The organism is Nostoc sp. FACHB-190 (assembly GCF_014696905.1).
Lineage (GTDB): Bacteria > Cyanobacteriota > Cyanobacteriia > Cyanobacteriales > Nostocaceae > Nostoc_B.
The window spans coordinates 52,691-72,746 of the sequence record NZ_JACJQW010000013.1 but is presented as its reverse complement, the minus strand read 5'-3'; the positions used below and the strand labels follow the sequence as shown (position 1 = coordinate 72,746).

Here is a 20,056-nt window from a genome sequence, read left to right as displayed (position 1 = left end):
GCCAACAAAACTGTTACAATCTCCCTATTGTCGATAGAGAATATGAATTTTTTATTGAGTTTGCAATTAAACATTACTAATACGTGCAATCATCCAGTACCATAAATCGTATATAACCATATATACATCAGTTTACCGTAGATTGAGAGGAAACACGGAATGAAATTTTGGCAGCATCCCCTGAAGCAAATTCAGAATAGACCATATCGGTTTAGACTCAATTCACTCAAAGGTTTTGTATCACTCACCTTAGTAGGAGCTATTTTGAGTGTGGCGCTGTCCGCCTGCTCTGGTGGAAATAGTAGTAGTTCTGGTGATGGTACTACACCTGCTGCTAGTCCTGTTGCAGCAAATAAATCCAATGTGGAAATCACCTTAGTTTCCTTCGCGGTGACTAAAGCTGCTCACGAAGCAATTATTCCCAAGTTTGTAGAGAAGTGGAAACAAGAGCATAATCAAACTGTCACCTTCAAGCAAAGTTATGGTGGTTCTGGTTCGCAAACTCGCGCCGTCATCGATGGTTTAGAAGCAGATGTAGTTCACCTAGCATTGGCTGGAGATACAGAAAAGATCCAGAAAGCCGGATTGATTGAGGCAGGATGGGAAACTGAAGTTCCCAATAATGGTATTGTATCGAAATCCGTTGCGGCGATCGTTACTCGTGAAGGTAATCCGAAAAACATCAAAACTTGGACAGATTTATCAAAAGAAGGCGTAAAATTAATTACCGCCGATCCAAAAACATCTGGTGTAGCCAAATGGAACTTCCTAGCACTGTGGAACGCAGTCATTAAGACTGGCGGAGATGAGGCTAAAGCCACAGAATTTGTCACAAAAGTGTATAATAACGTACCAATTTTGACTAAAGATGCCCGTGAAGCAACTGACGCATTTTTCAAACAAGGTCAAGGTGATGCCTTAATCAACTACGAAAATGAAATTGTGTTAGCTGAACAGAAGGGTGAAAAAGTAAATTACATCGTTCCTGATGTAAATATTTCTATCGATAACCCAGTTGCTGTGGTAGATAAAAATGTTGATAAGCATGGTAATCGAGAAGTAGCAGAAGCTTTTGTGAAATATCTCTACACTCCAGAAGCACAGCAAGAATTTGCCAAATTGGGATTCCGACCAGTTGATGAAACTGTAGCCCAAAGCAAAGAAGTCAAAGACAAGTTCCCCAGCGTTAAAACATTAGGCACAGTCAAAGATTACGGTGGTTGGAGTGAAATTGACAAGAAATTCTTTGCTGAGGGCGGCGTTTTTGACAAGATTCAAGCCCAAAAGAAAAAGTAACTAGTCAAGAGTCAATGGTCAAGAGTCAATGAACAATAAACGGACATCAAGGCTTTATTGTTCAACGACCAATGACCAATCACACAGGATAAATTGATATTTTTTTATGGCTGTATCTTCCCCGTCATCACCTCAAGACATTGTTGCCGAAACTCCTGTTTGGAAGAAATTTCTGCATCAGTTGATTAATTTGCCTTGGACATGGCGCATTACTTTGGCATATCTAACATTCATGTTGTTTTTGCCAATAGCAGCTATGTTCTTAAAAGCCAGTACCGAACCACCTGCTAGGTTTTGGGAAATTGCCACTAGCGATGTTGCTTTGGCAACTTACAACGTAACCTTTGTGACATCCATAGGGGCGGCGTTACTCAATGGTGTATTTGGTACTTTAATTGCCTGGGTTTTGGTGCGTTACGACTTTCCTTTAAAAAGGATAATTGATGCCACAGTAGATTTACCCTTTGCCCTGCCAACTTCTGTAGCGGGTTTAACATTGGCAACAGTTTACAGCGATAATGGCTGGATTGGTTCACTGTTAGCACCCCTAGGAATTAAAGTATCATTCACTCGCTTGGGTGTGGGTGTAGCCATGATATTTATTTCCCTACCTTTTGTGGTGAGGACTGTCCAACCTGTATTGCAAGAAATGGAACATGACATTGAGGAAGCGGCTTGGTGTTTGGGTGCTTCCCAATGGCAAACCTTTTTGAAAGTCATTTTACCGCCTTTATTTCCCACAATTTTGACGGGTGTTGCTTTGGGTTTTTCCCGTGCAGTTGGTGAGTATGGCTCAACAGTAATTATTGCTTCTAATACACCCTTTCAAGATTTAATTGCGCCGGTGTTGATTTTCCAGAGATTAGAGCAGTATGACTATTCTGGCGCGACTGTGATTGGGATGGTGTTGTTGACAATTTCTTTAATACTGCTGTTGGCAATTAATTTCTTACAAGCGTGGGCGAGAAGATATGACAGTAAATGAGCCAAGATTTAACCCCAAACAACAGAAAAGTTGGGTTCCGACAGTTTTAATTGGCATTGCCATTGGTTATTTAGCATTAATTCAATACATCCCAGCAATTAACGTTTTTGTCCAAGCCTTTAAAAAAGGAGTCGGCCCGTTTTTTGCCAACTTAACCCACCCAGCGTTTCTCCATGCAGCTTGGTTAACGTTTATATTGGCGTTAATTGCTGTACCGTTAAATACCGTTTTTGGCTTGTGTGCAGCTTGGGCGATCGCGCGACATAAATTCCCTGGTCGTGCCATAGTTTTAAGTATCATCGACCTACCCTTTTCTATCTCTCCCGTAGTCGCTGGGTTGATGATTGTCTTACTCTATGGCCGCAACGGCTGGTTTGCCCCTTTTCTCCAAGCTCATGATATTAAAATTATCTTTGCCTTTCCGGGAATGGTATTAGCAACCGCTTTTGTTAGTATGCCCTTTGTCGCACGAGAAGTCATTCCTGTATTAGAGGAATTTGGTAGTGACCAAGAAGAAGCAGCTAAAACCTTGGGTGCAAAAGATTGGCAAATATTTTGGCGCGTCACCTTACCTAGCATTCGTTGGGGATTACTTTACGGCATAATTTTGACCAACGCCAGAGCAATGGGCGAATTCGGTGCTGTTTCGGTAGTTTCTGGTAACATTGCTGGCAAAACTCAGAGTTTACCCTTGTTTGTCGAAGATGCTTACAAGCAATATGAAACTGAAGCTGCCTTTTCTGCGGCTGTACTCTTGGCACTGTTAGCCGTCGTCACATTAATACTGAAAGAAATTTTAGAACGCAAAACGCGCATCAAAGACGTTGAATGAATGCTTTGAGATAGGATGTCAATTTGATGCGTAATGAGTAGCTAAGGTGTACACACAAGCCGAAAATTTGCTCTATGAAACCGCATCCCGCCTTGAACTAAAGTTTCAGGCTGATAACCAAAGTCCACTCAAGTGAAGTGGAATGAGTCTTTTGTTGAGTCCTCTTGAGAGGACTTGTGCTATGTATGAGACTCGAAATTGATTCCGAGGCGGGATAGATGCACTCAACTCGGATTTGGATTTGTGTGTACACCGTAGTCTTTTGAAGGGGAGGTTCAAGGAGATCAGATTTTATGCAGCTTCATAAAAAATTGGTATAAGTCCTAACTTATTACTCATTACTTACTTGTTCCCTGTTCCCAGCGTTGTGGTTTGATATCATCTCCGCAGAGAGAGTAATACTGGTGACATACAACCATTGCGATTATACTGTGTCAGTGGTAGTCAATGGTGCATTATGGATGCTATGGATGCTGAGGAACTATTAAAAAGGTACTCACAAGGTCAGCGAAATTTCGAGAAAACAAATCTTCGAGGAGCAAATTTAAAAGGTACAAACTTACGAGGAATAGATTTAAAAGGTTCTGATTTAACAGGGGCAGATTTAAATGATGCAAATTTAAGTAAAGCTGTCCTTCAAAACACAAACTTTTCTAGAGCTTCTTTAATAGGTGCAAATTTATCAGAGTTAGCAGAAAGTCCTAGTTTAAACTTGAGTTGGGCTGATTTAAGAGAGGCTAATTTAAGTAAAGCAAATATCAGTAATGTTAACTTTAGTCACGCCAATTTAGATAATGCTAATTTGAGTGAAGCCAATCTCACTAGTGCTAACTTTAGTCATGCCAAGTTAGATAATGCTAATTTATGTGATGCTACTTTAGAGTATGCCAACCTAACAGAAGCCTCTGTAAATGAAGTAAATTTTGTCAGAGCCAATTTGAATCGTATTAATTTAAGCTTCGTTAACTTGACTGGTTCTGACTTAAGCAGAGTTAAAATAGTTGGCGCAACACTTAAAGAAGTTAACTTCCAGCGAACTAAAATTCGAGGAACTAACCTATCTCAATATAATTTTTCAGGGATGAATCTAGCCGAGGCTGATTTAGGTGCAGCTAATCTAAGAAATACAAATTTTAGAAAAGCTGATTTACACGGAATAAATCTAGAAAGAGCGGATTTGCAAGCAGCAGATTTAATGAAAGCAAATCTCAACGGTGCAAATTTGAGGAAGGCTGATTTAACCGGGGCGAATATTTATGGAGCCAGCTTTATAGATGCTGACCTAACTGGTGCGATAATGCCTGATGGAGAAATTTACAAACCGATCGCCTCTGAGGTAGAAGTCGGTAAACAGGTAGTATCACCAGAAAAAGTAATATCTATGACACGACAAGTTATTAATACTGATCAAGCACCTGCACCAGTGGGGCCGTATAATCAAGCGATCGCAGCTTCTGGACAAATGATATTTGTGGCTGGACAAATTGCGATCGATCCTCGACTCGGTGATGTTGTTTACACAGATGATGTCAAAAAGCAAACTGAGCAAGTATTAGCAAATTTAGAAGCAATTTTAAAAGCTGCTGGGGCGACTTTTGCCAATGTCGTCAAAACAACAGTGTTTTTAGCTGATATGAATGATTTTGCTGCCGTGAATGCGGTTTATGCTAAATACTTCCCTGAAGATACAGCCCCAGCGCGTGCTTGTGTTCAAGTGTCGCGTTTACCAAAAGATGTAATGGTAGAAATTGACTGTATCGCAGTGGTTTGAAACTGATACAGCGTTTTCCGGTTGAGTGCAGTACAAGTTAATAGGGGATAGAGGCTAGGGACTAGAGGCTAGATAAATGTAGCTCATTAGAATGAAAAACGCTGTAGATTAGCTCATAACCTCAACTTCTATGAAAAGTTGGGGTTATACAGTTGTTTTAATTCCTAAACTGTTTCTGGAGTTAGTACTATTTAAATAAAGCTAATTGCAACAATTATGAATATCCAACTTAAGCCAGAACATGAGCAATTTATCCAAGCTCAAATCGCTAGTGGCAGATTTACTAATGCAGATGAGGTTATTGATATAGCATTTCAACTGCTAGAGAAACTAAATACTGACTACATTTCGTGGATAGAAGAAACTCGGCACAAAGTTGATGTTGCAATTGCTGAAATTGAACGAGGGGAAGGTTTGGATGGAGAAACAGTAGTTATGGAAATACTCGACAGGTTTCAAAAGGCGCGTGAGGGTACGGAATGAGCCGATATATTATTGCGCCATCTGCCATTCGTGATTTGAATGATATTGCTAATTACTTTCTTGATAAAAATTTGGAAGCTGGCGAAAGAATCTTTAGAGAATTTCATAATAAGTGTCAAAAATTGGCTCAATTTCCCAATATGGGGCGTAGCTATGCTCATGTTAAAGATTCATTGCGTGGTTTACCACTAAATTGATATATCATTTTGTATCAAGTTATTAATGATGGAGTCACTATTTTGCGAATTGTTAGTGGTCGTCAAGACTTAGAAAGTTTATTTGCAGAACTAGATGATAACTAAGAGATGACTTATTAAAGTAAACCTTAAATTTTAGGATGCTTTATAGTAACGCTTAACACACCGAGAAAGATACTGCGTTACGTCCAATTCTCAGAGAATTGCGTTTGTTCAGATCCCCGACTTCTTTGAGAAGTCGGGGATCTTGTTTCTCACGGAGGTTTGCTTACTCATAAGTGTAGCGATCGCGCGGCAGGGGTTTTGTTAAAAATCTCGCCAGCCATGCTAAGGCAATTATCCATAAACCGACAGATATTGGTCTAATTTGATTTTGTAATTGCAAAATTTCCGTATCACTAAAACTACGATTGAGCAATTGGAATGCAAAAAGAAAGGCTACAACCCAAATAATGATCCCAATCGGAGTTAGTATTGCTAATAATTTAACTGTTTTATTTACCTTTCTATAATTCTGCCAGCGTAAAGCTATCCAACATCCAAGCACTTCTCCAATCCACCAACCTAAAAATTGACCCATTAAAGGTGGTATAATACCTTCTAATTCAGCATTAGGCATAAATTTAATTACGTATTCTCTACCTAAATAACCACCCAAATATAAAAGTGGCACAGCACCGATAAAACTACCGAGAATTGCTGCTAAATATCCGCTTTTGTTGTTTTTAGATAACTGCATATTGACCAGAAAACCGATAATTAATACTGAATTAAGATTGTTAGTAATTGAACAACTGAATTTAGAGGTAATTTTTGTTGCTCAATGCGAAATAAGTTTCACTATCCTATTTAATTTGTGAACGCAAATTATCGAGGATGGCTATAGATCCAATATCAATTAAGCAGTTTCCGGAACTGAAATAATACAGACAGAGTAAACCCCACTGTTCATACCATTTCACGAAATTACTGATAGAAATCGCTTCCTCTGCAACTCTGCTTCTGGTCGCCGAGCGAAGTCGAGGCGCTACTTGCATATCCGTATCATTTTTAAAGTGAAATGGTATCAGATAAGGAAGAGTGGGGTGCGGGATTAAAGCTTATGTTATGGAAGTATTGACCAAAAATTTAATCTTGTGGTTCAATACCTGCTGCTCGTAATTGTGCTGCTAGTCTTTCTGCACGTTGGCGTTCTTGTTCTGCACGTTGGCGTTCTTGTTCAACTAACTCAGAACCCCACAATAATAATTGTCCATTTTCATCCCACCAGCGCAACCAATAACCTGTACGATTTTCATGTGTACCTTGCCATACACCAAGGTAAAGATTCATGTCGGCTATCAAGTAATGTTGGTTTTCGTTAGGACTTTGTATGGCATACCTACCTGTGTTGTTATCTAACAAATAAACCTCTAAGTTACCACTGGCTGGTTCAAAAATTGCATAGTTTGGTACTTTTAAAATGCACTCGTAAAAAAACCATTTACCAGGGGGATACGTTGGTTTGATGGAATATTCTCCGCCATCTTTATCAGAGAGAAATTCAATCACAATTATGGGGATGTCTCCTTCTAATTGCGGCGTGTAACTGCGAATTACTTCTTCTCTGCTGACTGTAATGTTAGGAATATATGCCCAATCTGGTGCTTTGACAACTGTTGCACCGTTTAAAGTGGCGCAAATGCCGTAATTTGTTGGTGTCAGCGCATTAACTGGGAGTTTTCCTGCTAGTTCTAGGCTTTGGGTTAAGGCTGCGGCTAAGGCTGGTTGGTTGATGTTGTCCACTGGTTCATCAGGCAGAATATAATCTTCGGGTAGTTTTTCCCAAGTGATTTGGTAGGTTTGGGTGATGGTGGCTGTCATATTTGCTAGGGAGTTGGGAGTTGGGAGTTGGGAGTGGGGAAGAAAGTTACCTATTCGTCATCGTCGGGATCGAAATCGCTATCTTCTAGTGTTTGATGGGGGATGGCGGCGATAATTGCATCAATTACTTTGGATACTGGTAAGATTTCTAGATTAAGGTCAGGAAATTTTGTGCCTTTCGGGACGATCGCTCTTTTAAATCCCAATTTAGCTGCTTCTTTTAACCGCAGTTCCATTTGGGAAACGGCGCGGACTTGTCCACCCAAGCCGACTTCCCCAATCAAAACTGTACCAGGGTCAACAATGCGATCGCGGAAACTGGCAACAATCGCGATCGCTACTCCTAAATCTACGGCTGGTTCTACTACACTCAATCCACCCGCCGAAGCAACATAAGAATCTAATTTAGACATAGGAATCCCCACACGTTTTTCTAAGACGGCGAGAATTTGGACTAAGCGGTTGTAGTCTACTCCAGTTCCAGCCCGTCGCGGAGAAGGGTAACTTGTCGGACTAACAAGGGCTTGTAATTCCACCACAATCGGGCGTGTACCTTCGCAAGCCACCACAATGGCTGTACCAGGTGCGGGATCATCACGATTGCCTAAAAATAACTCTGAAGGGTTAGAAACTTCTCGCAGTCCGTGTTCTACCATTTCAAAGATACCGATTTCGTGGGTGGCCCCGAAGCGGTTTTTCACGGTTCTTAATAAGCGGTGGGAGGCAAAGCGATCGCCTTCAAAATACAATACTGTATCTACTAAGTGTTCTAAAACTTTCGGCCCGGCGATCGCACCTTCTTTGGTGACGTGTCCCACAATTAACATCGTAATATCTTCATGCTTCGCCACTTTCATCAGCGCCGCAGTACATTCCCTTACCTGGGCTACCGAACCAGGCGCAGATGTCAAAGCCGGAAAAAATACTGTTTGAATACTATCAATTACCGCTACATTCGGTCTGAGGGAATCTATTTCCCGTAAAATCTCTTCTAAATCAGTTTCTGGTAATACATACAAGTCTGCACTCATGCCTTCTGGGGCTTCTGCTTCTAATGCTTCGGTAGTAGCGGATGTTTCTGATGCTTCTGTATTTTCCTGAGACTCAGTTTGTTTATCATTAGCATCCCCAACTACATTCATCGGTTTAGACACACCCAAACGCAAAGCCCGCAATTTGACTTGTTGTCCTGATTCTTCCCCAGAAACATAAAGAATACGATATCTCTGCGCCAGTTGATTGGATACTTGCAACAATAATGTCGATTTCCCAATTCCCGGATCACCACCAATTAACACCATTGAACCGGGAACAATGCCACCACCCAAGACTCGATCTAATTCTCCATAGCCAGATTCCCAGCGCGTGACTTGGCGATCGCTAATTTGATCAAAAGTCAGTGAAGCTCGCGGTTTTGCTGGTTTAGCATTAGGCTTACCATTATTTTGCTCTTTGTGCCAACTGCTGACTCCGCCTCTTGTGGGGACATCCACAGAAGATTGAATCGCAAATTGTTCTTCTAAAGAATTGTAGGTTCCGCAATTAGGACATTTACCAAACCACTGGGGAGATTCTGCACCACATTCGTTACAAATGTAAAAGGTTTTAGGCTTAGGCATTCTTAAATCTTAATTAAGTTAATTATTCTTAATTTTTTCTTAATTCTTACAGAAATCTAAAGTCAAACAAAACTGGGTTCTACCGCATTTTTCAAATCAATTGTGGGAATGATATCTTAATATTATGGTATTAAAAATTAATCATGAAAAATTTTAGTTAAGGAGAATTGAGAAACTTGGAAAGTCATAAAGAAAAAATTCTGGTGGTAGACGATGAAGCCAGCATTCGTCGGATTTTAGAAACGCGCCTTTCGATGATTGGCTACGATGTGGTGACGGCTGGCGACGGTGAAGAAGCGTTGGACACTTTTCGCAAATCTGATCCTGATTTAGTAGTGTTGGATGTGATGATGCCAAAGCTGGATGGCTACGGCGTGTGTCAAGAATTACGTAAGGAATCAGATGTCCCTATCATTATGCTAACAGCCTTGGGGGACGTTGCCGATCGCATCACAGGTTTAGAATTAGGTGCTGATGACTACGTAGTTAAACCATTCTCCCCCAAAGAACTAGAAGCGCGGATTCGCTCAGTCTTGCGCCGTGTCGATAAAACAGGTGCGTCGGGTATCCCCAGTTCGGGTGTAATTCACGTAGGGAATATCAAAATCGATACCAACAAACGCCAAGTCTACAAAGGCGATGAACGCATTCGCTTGACAGGAATGGAATTCAGTTTACTAGAATTGCTAGTTAGTCGTTCTGGCGAAGCCTTCTCTCGTTCCGAAATTTTGCAAGAAGTTTGGGGATACACACCAGAACGCCATGTAGATACGCGGGTGGTAGATGTGCATATCTCTCGGTTACGAGCAAAATTAGAAGATGACCCCAGTAACCCAGAATTAATCCTGACTGCACGCGGTACAGGTTATCTGTTTCAACGCATAATTGAACCTGGAGAAGAGTAAAGGAAAGTATGAAGTGTGAAGTATGAAATCTTATCGTTCATTACTCAGCACTCAGCGAGAAGTTGCGTGCGCGGGTTCCCCGCGTTGAGCAAACTTCGGTGACTCAGCACTCAGCACTTAAGATGACTAAACCTGATGATCCCAATCGAGTTCTGCGCCGTTTACCCCTAGTTGTTGGTGGGTTAGGCGCTATACTTTTGCTGATTAACCGTTTATTAACACCAGAACTTACAGAATCCCAATCCCGTGGCGATGTGTTGGGTGTAATTTTGAGTGCTGTGTTAATTTTAACAGGGTTAATTTGGCAGCAAGTACAGCCGCGATCGCCTGAAGTTGTGGAACTGATTGGGGAAGAAGGTTTTATCCTGTCAGAAGACTTACCAGAAGCCGTGAAAACAGAACTAGCCTGGGCATCTCACTTGATATTAACGAATACCGTCACGCGATCGCTGGTAGTTGTATATCAAGGCAAAGTTTTGTTACGTCGCGGTATTCTGGGTTCTAAATCAGAAGTCGTACCAGGGCCAATCTTCAATCGGGTTATCGAAAAACAACAGCCAGTTTATTTAGTAGCATTAAACCTTTACCCTGGCAGAATAGAATTTGATTACTTACCCGAAAATACTCAAGGAGTAATTTGTCAACCAATTAGCAATCAAGGTGCGATGATTTTAGGAGCCAATGCACCCAGAAGTTACACCAAACAAGATGAAAATTGGATTGCTGGCATTGCTGATAAATTAGCCGTAACTCTCCAACAAATCAGCGTTGATGCTTCATAATTAAAAATTACTTATGCAAATTATTTATTGGTTACTAATTGCCTTAATGGTTGTGGGAATTATTGGTGCTGTAGTACCAGCAATTCCTGGTAGCAGCTTAATTTTAACTGCCATTATTATTTGGGGAATTGTGAGCGGTTCTTTTACAGCGATTAAGATACCGTTAATAGTCACAGTCGTTGTTTTGCTATTAAGTGTAGGCGTTGATTTTTTAGCCAGTTATATCGGCGCAAAACAAGCAGGTGCTAGTAAATGGGGACAAATTGGCGCAGTTGTAGGGTTAGTATTAGGAATTTTGGGATTCTTACCAGCTTTACCCTTTGGCGGGCCGTTACTCGGAATGTTACTGGGGCCACTATTAGGTGCAATTGTCGGTGAATTTATTTACCGCCGAGAATTATGGCCAGCAGTGAAAGCAGGTATTGGAATTGTTGTCGGTACATTAGTCGGAAATTTGATTCAAGGTTTATTAGCAGTAGCCGCAGTTGCTGTTTTTATTGTGACAACTTGGCCGCAAGTATTTGGTGGATAAGCTAACTTTGAGAATCTTGCTTTCTTTTCTCTGCTTGTTCAATACGTTGTCTAATTGCTTCTTCTGCTATCCGAATATTCTCTTCAATTGGCGTACCATCTTCAGCAAACATTGGCCCGTACCATGTCGCTTCCGAGTCTGGAGGGTTACGGCGACTAAATAAGATCCGAATAGCTTCATCATCATGCCTGTGGGTAAGTACATAAGCTGTCAGTTCTTTGTTAGTCATTGCTTCAAAGTTCGGTTTCACTTAAAAACCTCCAAAATCCCCTAGGGGGTACGATGATTTGAATATTCTGGCAGGCGAGAATATATAGTTTAGTACTATGTTTGTGCCTAAAACTCTTGAAAATACTGAGTTTCTACTCAGCACCCAGCACTCAGCACTCAGCACTTTCCTATTAACAAGCATAATATTGACTTGACTTAATCAACTTTACATCCATTTATTAATTATTTTGCGGTAACTACTCAGATGAGTCCATGCTTAAGCGATAATAACTACAACCCCAGACAGATGCACAGTTATGACCTGCTGCCTAGATCCAGCTTGCCACAACCCACCCCATCCCGAAGGCGTAGAGTACTGCTCTAGCTGTGGTGGGCCATTAATCGCATTAAGAAACCGCTATCGTCCAATTCAATCAATTGGTGGCGGGGGATTTGGTAAAACTTATCTAGCAGAAGATATCGACAAACTCAATGAGCCATGTGTCATTAAGCAATTTGCACCGCAAGTCCAGGGAACAGGCGCACTTAAAAAAGCTACAGAACTATTTGAACAAGAAGCAAAGCGACTGCAACAGTTAGGCAAACATCCGCAAATCCCCACACTGTTAGCGTATTTTAATGAAGATAAACGTCTGTACTTGGTACAGGAGTTTATTGAAGGACAAAATTTATTAAAAGAATTACAACAGCACGGACATTTCACAGAGGATAAAGTTAGGGAATTATTGCTGGATTTATTAGATATTCTCAAAACAGTTCATCAACAAAAAGTTATTCACCGCGATATTAAGCCAGAGAATATTATTCGTCACAGTAATGGCAAGTTAGTACTGATTGACTTTGGTGCATCCAAGCAACTGACCGCAACAGCAGTGACGCAAGCTGGAACTCAAATTGGTTCTTTTGGTTATGCACCTATGGAACAAATGCAAGGTGGGGAAGCTTTCCCCTCCAGTGATTTATATAGTGTTGGTGCAACTTGCTTTCACCTGTTGAGTGGAACCCACCCTTGGGAGTTGTGGAAACGACAAGGTTATGGCTGGGTTTTTAGTTGGAGAAATCATTTACGACAAGGTGTAAGTCAAGAATTTGGGCAGATGCTAGATAAATTATTGCAAGAAGAATCTCATCACCGTTATGAGTCGGTGGAAGAATTATTAAAAGATTTAAATCCACCACCACAGCCTTCTATAACCAAAATCCAGCAAGACTTTGCCGACTTACCACCTACACAACTACCAATACATCAACAACTAGTTTCATTTTCACCATCATCCTCACCTGCTTTAGTATCTTCTCAGGATCAAGTACTCACAAAAGAAAAATTAGTAGAGCGACTAGTAAATTCAGAAGTATCACCACCACCATCGAGACGATATGCTAAGTTGGCAAAACACTTGCTGCTGGGTGTTGCTATTACCTTAGTAGGAATTCAAGTATATGGTTATGTCCGCGATCGCTTTTTTCCAGCTAATTTAGTAATTGCAAATGTTAGTGAATTAGCTAGTCAAAGTAAAGCAAACAAAATCTTTTTGGAAAATGTCCTCAAAGGTTATTCCAATTACAATCAACCTATTCCCATCGCCATCAGCCCAGATGGCAAAATTCTGGCTAGTAATAGTGGGGACAAAAACTCGAACATCAAACTGTGGGATATCTCCACAGGACAGGAAATCTTTACTCTCCCTGGTCATTCAGAAGCAGCTCGTTCCTTGGCTTTTAGTCCAGATGGTCAACTTCTTGCCAGTGGTAGTGGAGACAAAAACTCCGACATCAAACTGTGGGATATAGGCACAGGAAGGGAAATTCTGACTATCCCTGGTCATTCAGAAGCAGTTCGTTCCTTGGCTTTTAGTCCAGATGGTCAAATGCTTGCTAGTGGTAGTGGTGACAGAAACTCCAATATCAACAACATCAAACTGTGGGATATAGGCACAGGAAAGGAAATCCTTACCCTCCCTAGTCATTCAGAAGCAGTTCGTTCCTTGGCTTTTAGTCCAGATGGCAAAATTCTTGCTAGTGGTAGTGGGGACAGAAACTCCAATATCAACAACATCAAACTGTGGGACATTGCAACAGGAAAAGAAATCCTGACTCTCCCTGGTCATTCAAAATTAGTTCGTTCTTTGGCTTTTAGTCCAAACGGCAAAATTCTTGCTAGTGGTAGTAATGATACAACCATCAAACTGTGGGATATCGCAAAAGGAAAGCTCATCAACATCCTAGAAGGTCATAAAGCTGAAGTTAATTCGGTCGCTTTTCGTCAAGATGGCAAAACCCTTGTCAGTGGTAGCCATGACCAAACAATTAAAGTGTGGGATATTGCAACCAGAGAGGAAATCTTCAACCTCGAAGATGATTACGGGGTTAATTCTGTTGCTATTACTCCAGATGGCAAAACCCTTGCCCGTGGGAATATGGACAAAACCGTCAAAGTTTGGTGGCTACCATAGAAAAGGTGTAGGTTGGGTGGAGGAACGGAACCCAACATTCACGCATACTCTGTTGGGTTACGCTATCGCTACACCCAACCTACTATTCTCTTAACTGCACCATATTGCATTAAAGATTAACATTAGGTTTTATCATAAAAAAAGCCACGCTATGGTCTAGCTTATGTCTTCCCTTGTCTTGGAACAACCTAGTAATGCTGAGACTTCCTACGTTCTTCTGTACAATGTCAGTTGGGAAAAGTTAGAACAGCTTGATGTTGCTCTTGCTGGGACAAACGCAAGGCTAAGTTATTTAGATGGTCTTCTCGAAATTATGTCACCCCTATCTGATGACCACGAGGATAATAAAAAAACTCTGGCGATGTTACTAGAAGTCTATATGCGGATGAAGAATATTCGGTTTTATGGACGGGGAAGTGCAACTATAGGTAAAAAGGAAGACAATACACGGCGAGAACCAGATGAGTCTTATAATTTAGGCACAAAAAAACCAATTCCCGATTTAATTTTAGAAGTAACTGTTACAAGTGGTGGAATTAATAAGTTAGAAATTTATCGACGTTTGGGAGTAGCTGAAGTTTGGTTTTGGGAAGATGGTTTATTATCAGTTTATTGTTTGCAAGGTGACAGCTATATCAAAGCTAATCAGAGTAATTTGTTACCCGATTTAAATTTGGATGTATTAGCGAAATATGCACGAATGGCTGACCAATATGATGCTATCAATGAATATACAGCCTTTTTAAATAGAATCAGTTAACCCTGATTATTTTCTCTCTGAACTATTTTGGCGATCGCTTCCTCAATTATCGGAATATTCTCTTCAATTGGCGTACCATCTTCAGCAAACATTGATGGATAGATAATTGCTTGGGAATCAGGAGTCCGACGGCTAAATAAAATTTCCAATGCTTCTATATCTTCTCGATGAGCCAGTACATAAGCTCTCAATTCTTTTGTAGACATCTGGGCAAAATTAGGCTTCATTGACAAATCTCCAAGTTCCATCACGAAATACCAGGATTTGCAGTTCATCACCTGCCAAAATAAACACATTGCCAGTTTTGTCACTAAAACGAAATAGCTGAATTTCCCGGTAGAAATTGGACAAATACTGGCAAATAATCATACACATCAGTGCTTGCCGGGTTGTAGGATAAATATTCTTTTCCTCAATTGTGACACAAAGAATCTTAAGACTTTTCTGATGTGGCAAGCGATCGCACCTGCAACTCACAACGGTGCGATCGCCTAAATTAACGAATCACTAAAAAGTCTGCAAAGATTTCTGTGCTTCTGTGGCGACTGCTTCGACTTGATCATTCACCATAGTTTCCAATATCGCTTTGGCTTCTGCGCCACCCAGTCTGGCTAAAGCTTGGGCGACTCTATAACGCATTTGCCAATCGGGATTAGTAGAGTATGGTGCTAATAAAGGAATTGCGGCGGTATTTCCTAAATCACCAAAGGAACTAATCGCAGCAGTTTGGACTAATTCGTTCTCGGATGACAGGGCTTCTTGGAGTAAGTCAAAAGAACGCGGATCACCTAATTCACCTAATGCCGCAATGATGCTGAATTGAACTAGCCACTCATTAGTAGAGTGGTAAAGGTGCTGTAAATCTACAAAAGCATCGTGTAATTTGAGCGCACCTAAACAATCGGCGGCGGCGGCTTGCACATCGGCTTCGGGGTCATTGATCAAGCGATCGCGTAAAATATCCAAAGACAATTGCAAATCTTGGCTACCGAGTGTATCCATCTGACTCACGGCTGAGTAACGCACTCTTGAGTTGCTATCACCTATAGCAATCTGCACAAGTTCTAAACCAACTGCGGGTTCTAATTCGCGGATTTGATTGACAGCACGCAGGCGATCGCCCAAATCTTCAGAACTGAGCATTTGTCTTACCGACTCAGGAGTAATACTCATTTAATGATCCTAACTTCTAAAATGTTTTAAAAAATCTCCATAGTTAATCGTCAAATGTCCATAGTCAATAGTCAAGAAACTCCTAACTAATGACAAAGGACTAATGACTAATGACCATGATTAACTTGCTGCCATTGCCCGAATCACATCACCACGGGTAAGAATGCCAACAACTTGACCTTGGTTATCTAATACAGGTAAGCGATGCACATTGCGATCGTGCATCATTTGTGCTGCTTCTTTTAAGGTTTTGTTGGGGGAAATAGTGACCGGATGTTTACTCATCACTTCTCCCACGGTTTGCCCCAAGGCTTTATGTAAATCGCGATCGTAAGTGGCAGGATTTTTTAAATAAATCACACTATCCAAAAACATAATGTAGGCAGGCGGAGTTACACCAGTTTCTTGCCACATCAAGTCAGTTTCCGAGATAATCCCCACCAGTTGACCGACATCATCCACCACAGGCAGCCCACTGATGCGTTTCTCTGCCAAAATTTGAATAGCTTCCTTTAGAGGAGTTTCCGGCCGAACAACAATCGGGTTGCGGCTCATTACGTCGTCAACATTTCTAGACATTTGCTTGCTGACACCATTTTTTACAGTCTCTGGCATTATTGTAGAAAATTGCCGGGATGAACTGAATTGAATTAATAGATTGTTACTTGCGGACAATGTTATGGCAGAAGGCAGTGGTTCGACTGCGCTCACCAAACGGAGGTAGGAAGTAGGGAATGGGGAGTAGTTTTTTTGTCATTTGCTCATTTCACCTTAAACCTTGTTGACGCAGCAGTTCACTTAGCCAAGCTGTATCTGTGACTGATAGTGCAGGTATGGGGTCACGAGTGTAATCAATTCTCAAGTCATAACTACCTTGGTCATAAATATCATTGATGACCTTTTGGAGATTTAAGAATGGTTCTTGGTCTTCTGGGTACAAAGGTAAGGCAAATTGAGGAATAGTATCTTTGAGATTAAAACCATAGAGTTCTGCTTTGGGACGGACTTCGCTGCGGCTCACTAAAATTCGATAATCGCTTTCTATGGTTTTACCCAAAATCGGCATTGGTTTTCCCTGACGGAGTAAATCAATTTCAACCAAATGAGTAGAACTGCCTAAGACTGTTTGACGTTTCGTTTCATATTGCAAGCGACCCATCACAGATTGCTTATTCTTAGGGGATAGAACTTCAATGGCTGTAACAACTTCATTGGTTTGTACTGCCCGAATTTCTAAATAACCTTCTGTTATGACTTCTGGCAAAGGAATTGTTACTTCTATTGGCTCAACATTGGGAGTAACAAGGGCGATATTATTAGGTTGATTGATGTTAGTCCTCGCTCGTTGCACTGATACATCAGGAACACCAATTAATAAAGATTCCTCACCGCTACTTTGATAAACACGCTCTTCAATCGCCACAATATATTTTGGTCGAATTTGTGGTGATAAATCATTAGCGATCGCAGTTATTAAGCGATGATGAATCCCAGACCATAATGCTGGATGCTCTAGATAGGGATTCATCCCAGGAAATGGAGAAGGCATAAGTAAGTAAAAAGTTAAAAGTCAAAAGTTAAAAGACTGCTTTACTCAGACTTTGTTGGGTTACGCTATCGCTACTATTCTCTTAACTGAACTGCTTTACTCAGCACTCAGAAATTTATACTCAGCACTTTTTAAAGCGGCGATAATTTGACCATTAGCTTCGGGAAAAGCATAATTTTCTAATTCATCTAAGCTGACCCAGCGAACTTCCTCACATTCTAGCGGTTGGGGAATACCTGATAACAGGTGACAGTGATGCACTGTTAAAGTTACACGCAATTGAGTATAAGTATGGTCGATGGTGATGAGATGGTCTTTGACTACAATTTCTATACCTAGTTCTTCGGCTATTTCTCGCCGGATACATTCTTCTATGGTTTCTCCTGGTTCAATTTTGCCCCCAGGAAATTCCCATAAACCACCCATTGCACCTTGCTGACGACGACGGTCAATTAAAACTTGCTGCTGGTCATTCCAAATGACGGCGACACCAATAATTTTATGTGGAATAGAAGTCATATCAATTTTAGATTTTAGATTACAGATTTAGTGATTTATCTAATCAACTGGAGTGGTCAGATACCCGACTTCTTGAAGAAGTCGGGGATCTCGCAGACTGATCAAAAAACTCGGCAGGATAATTTTGAATCTGCCGAGTTTATATGATTGATAGTCAAATTTCTTGTAATTGCTTAAATATTGTCGCAGAAGTCGCCCAAAGCTACAAGTTTTGATTTCAGAACTATTGATTAATCTATTCTGAGAAATCTAATGTCTAAACATCTTCTTCCCTTGTCTCTATTCCTATTCTTGATTATCGGTTTCTGTGCCTTGTAGCGCCATTTCAAAGTCCATACGTTGTTCAGCGTTACGCAGGAAATAACCACTAATCATTGCGGAGGCCAATAGACGACCAAGACTTTCCCGGCTGGTTGTAATGGTCATATTAAAGTGTTCTGGAGGTAAGTTACCTAACAACCCCACAATGTTACGTTCCATGACTTGGAAGACTTCGGGAGATGTTGGTTTAGATAAATGGCTTACTGTTTCGGGACTTAAAGATTTAACATATTGCCACAGTAAGTTACTGGTTTCTGATGCGTCGCTGGGGAAAAATTCTTCTGAGACTCGATTAGATTGGTTACTCACGTTTAACCTCCTGTACTACTGTTGCTGGTGGCTATGTTTGCAACTGAGATAAGATGTGCCTGTCTTATATTTAACGATCGCTGCCCTTTTATTGTTCCTGTTAAATAATTTAACAGGCACATTCTCATATAGAAGTCGGTGTAACCGTACCAAAACCGGAGTATTTTCTCGCCTAATAGTTATTTAGTCATTGGTTATTGGTCATTTGTGAACTACTTAGGACTTACGCAAAAAAACGAGAAAATAAGGTTTTAGAACAGGGTGCAGGGGTATGAGGGTATAAGGGTGTAAGTATTCAAAACCCTTTCACCCTCACACCCAATCCCCACAGAAAATTTTGATGCGTAAGTCCTGCTACTAATAACCAAGGACAAATGACAAAGAACTAACTCGCCAAATACTCATTCATGGTGGCTTTGGATTTGCGGAGTTTGTTTAAGGCTTCCCGTTCAATTTGGCGGACTCGTTCACGGCTGATGTTTAAGATTTCACCGATTCTGGCCAAGGTTAAGGCTTGACCGTCAATCAACCCAAAGCGCAAGGTGATGACTTCTCGCTGTTGGGGGGTGAGTTCCGCCATGACTCGTTCTAAATCCGATGAGAGGGAGGTTTGCATAACAAACTCTTCGGGAGAAGCACCAGGATCTTCTAGCATTTCTCCAAGTTCAGTGTCGTAGTTGTCTCCCAAGCGCAAATCTAAGGAAAGGGGTAAACGGGCTTTTTCGAGGTATTCTCTGACTTGTTTGGGAGTTAGGTCTAGTTCTTGGGCTAATTCGCCGACTGAAGGGGCGCGTCCGAGTTTTTGCGATAACTGACGCTGGGCTTTTTTGATTTTATTGAGTTTTTCGGTGATGTGAATGGGTAGGCGAATGGTACGGGCTTTTTCGGCGATCGCCCGCGTAATTGCTTGGCGAATCCACCAGTAAGCATAGGTAGAAAACCGATAACCTTTGGTGGGGTCAAATTTTTCTACACCCCGTTGCATTCCAATGCTACCTTCTTGGATCAGGTCAAGTAGGTCTACATTGCGCTTGATGTATTTCTTGGCGACAGATACGACTAAGCGCAAATTGGCTTCGACCATTTTACGTTTCGCAATTTCACCCTCGGCGATCGCTTTGTTCAATTCGGTTGTATCTAGCTTGGCTTCCTTCGCCCATTCTTCTAATGTGGGTTCATGACCTAACTTGCCAGCTAAAGATTCTCGAAGTTCTTGTAAAGCAGTTGAACGCTGCACCTGTTTACCGTAGCGAATTTCTTCTTCATGGGTTAACAGGGGTACACGGCCAATCTCACGCAGATAAGTCCGCACGAGGTCTGTAGCTGTCGGGGCCGTCTTGACGGCGCTACTGATTGGTGATGTTGGGGGGTTGATTGCTGTAGTCATTCAACTAACTAGTAGATAACTGATAAATAGATGTTTGTTGAGGTGCTGCCCAATTGACTTGGGAACACATGATATGGTTTACGATTTAC

Annotated in this window: 23 protein-coding genes; 11 read left to right on the top strand and 12 right to left on the bottom strand. The window is 41.2% G+C overall.

What is annotated here, in order from left to right; all coding sequences use genetic code 11:
• Positions 1–159: 159 nt before the first annotated feature.
• The 6 genes from H6G28_RS16070 (at position 160) to H6G28_RS16045 (ending at position 5,564) form a co-directional block, all read left to right on the top strand.
• Positions 160–1,296 (top strand): sulfate ABC transporter substrate-binding protein, encoded by a 1,137-nt coding sequence (locus tag H6G28_RS16070; RefSeq protein ID WP_190672136.1) that lies wholly within the window; start codon positions 160–162, stop codon positions 1,294–1,296.
• Positions 1,297–1,402: 106 nt separating this feature from the next.
• The gene (gene cysT / locus H6G28_RS16065; protein ID WP_190672133.1) at positions 1,403–2,281 is read left to right on the top strand and encodes a sulfate ABC transporter permease subunit CysT; all 879 of its coding nucleotides are present in this window, start codon (positions 1,403–1,405) and stop codon (positions 2,279–2,281) included.
• Positions 2,268–3,113, top strand: a complete 846-nt coding sequence (cysW, locus tag H6G28_RS16060) for a sulfate ABC transporter permease subunit CysW (protein ID WP_190672129.1) — start codon at positions 2,268–2,270, stop codon at positions 3,111–3,113. Before cysT ends, cysW begins: the two co-directional genes overlap by 14 nt.
• Before the next feature lie 466 nt (positions 3,114–3,579).
• A complete protein-coding gene (locus tag H6G28_RS16055) occupies positions 3,580–4,884 on the top strand; it encodes a Rid family detoxifying hydrolase (RefSeq protein ID WP_190672299.1) in 1,305 nt (434 codons plus the stop codon).
• A gap of 216 nt (positions 4,885–5,100) precedes the next feature.
• Positions 5,101–5,367 carry a ribbon-helix-helix domain-containing protein gene (locus H6G28_RS16050; protein ID WP_190672126.1) on the top strand — a complete coding sequence of 89 codons (267 nt, stop codon included), beginning with the start codon at positions 5,101–5,103 and terminating at the stop codon, positions 5,365–5,367.
• Positions 5,364–5,564: a type II toxin-antitoxin system RelE/ParE family toxin gene (locus H6G28_RS16045; RefSeq protein ID WP_242054596.1), complete on the top strand. Its 201-nt coding sequence runs from the start codon at positions 5,364–5,366 to the stop codon at positions 5,562–5,564. The genes H6G28_RS16050 and H6G28_RS16045 overlap by 4 nt, the downstream gene beginning before the upstream one ends.
• A 268-nt stretch (positions 5,565–5,832) precedes the next feature.
• Here H6G28_RS16045 and H6G28_RS16040 read toward each other — a convergent pair whose 3' ends face one another.
• The 3 genes from H6G28_RS16040 to radA all read right to left on the bottom strand — a co-directional run bounded on the left by H6G28_RS16040 (position 5,833) and on the right by radA (position 9,046).
• Positions 5,833–6,303 (bottom strand): hypothetical protein, encoded by a 471-nt coding sequence (locus H6G28_RS16040; protein ID WP_190672122.1) that lies wholly within the window; start codon positions 6,301–6,303, stop codon positions 5,833–5,835.
• A 389-nt stretch (positions 6,304–6,692) separates the two neighbouring features.
• Complete coding sequence (locus tag H6G28_RS16035; protein ID WP_190591248.1) at positions 6,693–7,427, bottom strand: Uma2 family endonuclease; 735 nt, start codon at positions 7,425–7,427, stop codon at positions 6,693–6,695.
• Between the two features lie 50 nt (positions 7,428–7,477).
• A complete protein-coding gene (gene radA, locus H6G28_RS16030) occupies positions 7,478–9,046 on the bottom strand; it encodes a DNA repair protein RadA (protein WP_190672119.1) in 1,569 nt (522 codons plus the stop codon).
• 176 nt (positions 9,047–9,222) lie between these two features.
• Here radA and rpaB point away from each other — a divergent pair, with 176 nt between their 5' ends.
• The 3 genes from rpaB to H6G28_RS16015 all read left to right on the top strand — a co-directional run bounded on the left by rpaB (position 9,223) and on the right by H6G28_RS16015 (position 11,265).
• Positions 9,223–9,951 (top strand): response regulator transcription factor RpaB, encoded by a 729-nt coding sequence (gene rpaB / locus H6G28_RS16025; RefSeq protein ID WP_010997963.1) that lies wholly within the window; start codon positions 9,223–9,225, stop codon positions 9,949–9,951.
• A gap of 122 nt (positions 9,952–10,073) precedes the next feature.
• Positions 10,074–10,733 carry a cofactor assembly of complex C subunit B gene (locus tag H6G28_RS16020; RefSeq protein WP_190672117.1) on the top strand — a complete coding sequence of 220 codons (660 nt, stop codon included), beginning with the start codon at positions 10,074–10,076 and terminating at the stop codon, positions 10,731–10,733.
• Between the two features lie 13 nt (positions 10,734–10,746).
• Positions 10,747–11,265: a DUF456 domain-containing protein gene (locus H6G28_RS16015; protein WP_190672114.1), complete on the top strand. Its 519-nt coding sequence runs from the start codon at positions 10,747–10,749 to the stop codon at positions 11,263–11,265.
• Between the two features lies 1 nt (position 11,266).
• Here H6G28_RS16015 and H6G28_RS16010 read toward each other — a convergent pair whose 3' ends face one another.
• A complete protein-coding gene (locus H6G28_RS16010; protein ID WP_190672110.1) occupies positions 11,267–11,515 on the bottom strand; it encodes a DUF6887 family protein in 249 nt (82 codons plus the stop codon).
• A gap of 277 nt (positions 11,516–11,792) precedes the next feature.
• On the opposite strand from H6G28_RS16010, the gene H6G28_RS16005 reads away from it, so the two are divergent.
• A complete protein-coding gene (locus H6G28_RS16005) occupies positions 11,793–13,949 on the top strand; it encodes a WD40 repeat domain-containing serine/threonine-protein kinase (protein ID WP_190672107.1) in 2,157 nt (718 codons plus the stop codon).
• Positions 13,950–14,112: 163 nt separating this feature from the next.
• Positions 14,113–14,709 carry a Uma2 family endonuclease gene (locus tag H6G28_RS16000; RefSeq protein ID WP_190672104.1) on the top strand — a complete coding sequence of 199 codons (597 nt, stop codon included), beginning with the start codon at positions 14,113–14,115 and terminating at the stop codon, positions 14,707–14,709.
• On the opposite strand, the gene H6G28_RS15995 is transcribed toward H6G28_RS16000, so the two are convergent.
• The 8 genes from H6G28_RS15995 to H6G28_RS15960 form a co-directional block, all read right to left on the bottom strand.
• On the bottom strand, positions 14,706–14,936 hold the full coding sequence (locus tag H6G28_RS15995; RefSeq protein WP_190672101.1) for a DUF6887 family protein: 231 nt from the start codon (positions 14,934–14,936) through the stop codon (positions 14,706–14,708). The two genes, H6G28_RS16000 and H6G28_RS15995, sit on opposite strands and share 4 nt — an antisense overlap.
• Positions 14,926–15,111: a DUF6888 family protein gene (locus H6G28_RS15990; RefSeq protein ID WP_190672297.1), complete on the bottom strand. Its 186-nt coding sequence runs from the start codon at positions 15,109–15,111 to the stop codon at positions 14,926–14,928. The genes H6G28_RS15995 and H6G28_RS15990 overlap by 11 nt, the downstream gene beginning before the upstream one ends.
• Positions 15,112–15,216: 105 nt before the next feature.
• Complete coding sequence (nblB, locus tag H6G28_RS15985; RefSeq protein WP_190591243.1) at positions 15,217–15,882, bottom strand: phycobilisome degradation protein NblB; 666 nt, start codon at positions 15,880–15,882, stop codon at positions 15,217–15,219.
• 120 nt (positions 15,883–16,002) lie between these two features.
• A complete protein-coding gene (locus H6G28_RS15980) occupies positions 16,003–16,461 on the bottom strand; it encodes a CBS domain-containing protein (protein WP_190672294.1) in 459 nt (152 codons plus the stop codon).
• 187 nt (positions 16,462–16,648) lie between these two features.
• The gene (locus H6G28_RS15975) at positions 16,649–17,431 is read right to left on the bottom strand and encodes a DUF4058 family protein (protein ID WP_190591242.1); all 783 of its coding nucleotides are present in this window, start codon (positions 17,429–17,431) and stop codon (positions 16,649–16,651) included.
• A 96-nt stretch (positions 17,432–17,527) separates the two neighbouring features.
• Positions 17,528–17,950: an 8-oxo-dGTP diphosphatase MutT gene (gene mutT / locus H6G28_RS15970; protein ID WP_190672099.1), complete on the bottom strand. Its 423-nt coding sequence runs from the start codon at positions 17,948–17,950 to the stop codon at positions 17,528–17,530.
• A gap of 285 nt (positions 17,951–18,235) precedes the next feature.
• Entirely contained in the window at positions 18,236–18,580 is a 345-nt protein-coding gene (locus H6G28_RS15965) for a DUF760 domain-containing protein (protein WP_190591240.1), read from the bottom strand.
• Positions 18,581–18,965: 385 nt separating this feature from the next.
• The gene (locus tag H6G28_RS15960; RefSeq protein WP_190591239.1) at positions 18,966–19,967 is read right to left on the bottom strand and encodes an RNA polymerase sigma factor, RpoD/SigA family; all 1,002 of its coding nucleotides are present in this window, start codon (positions 19,965–19,967) and stop codon (positions 18,966–18,968) included.
• Positions 19,968–20,056 lie beyond the last annotated feature (89 nt).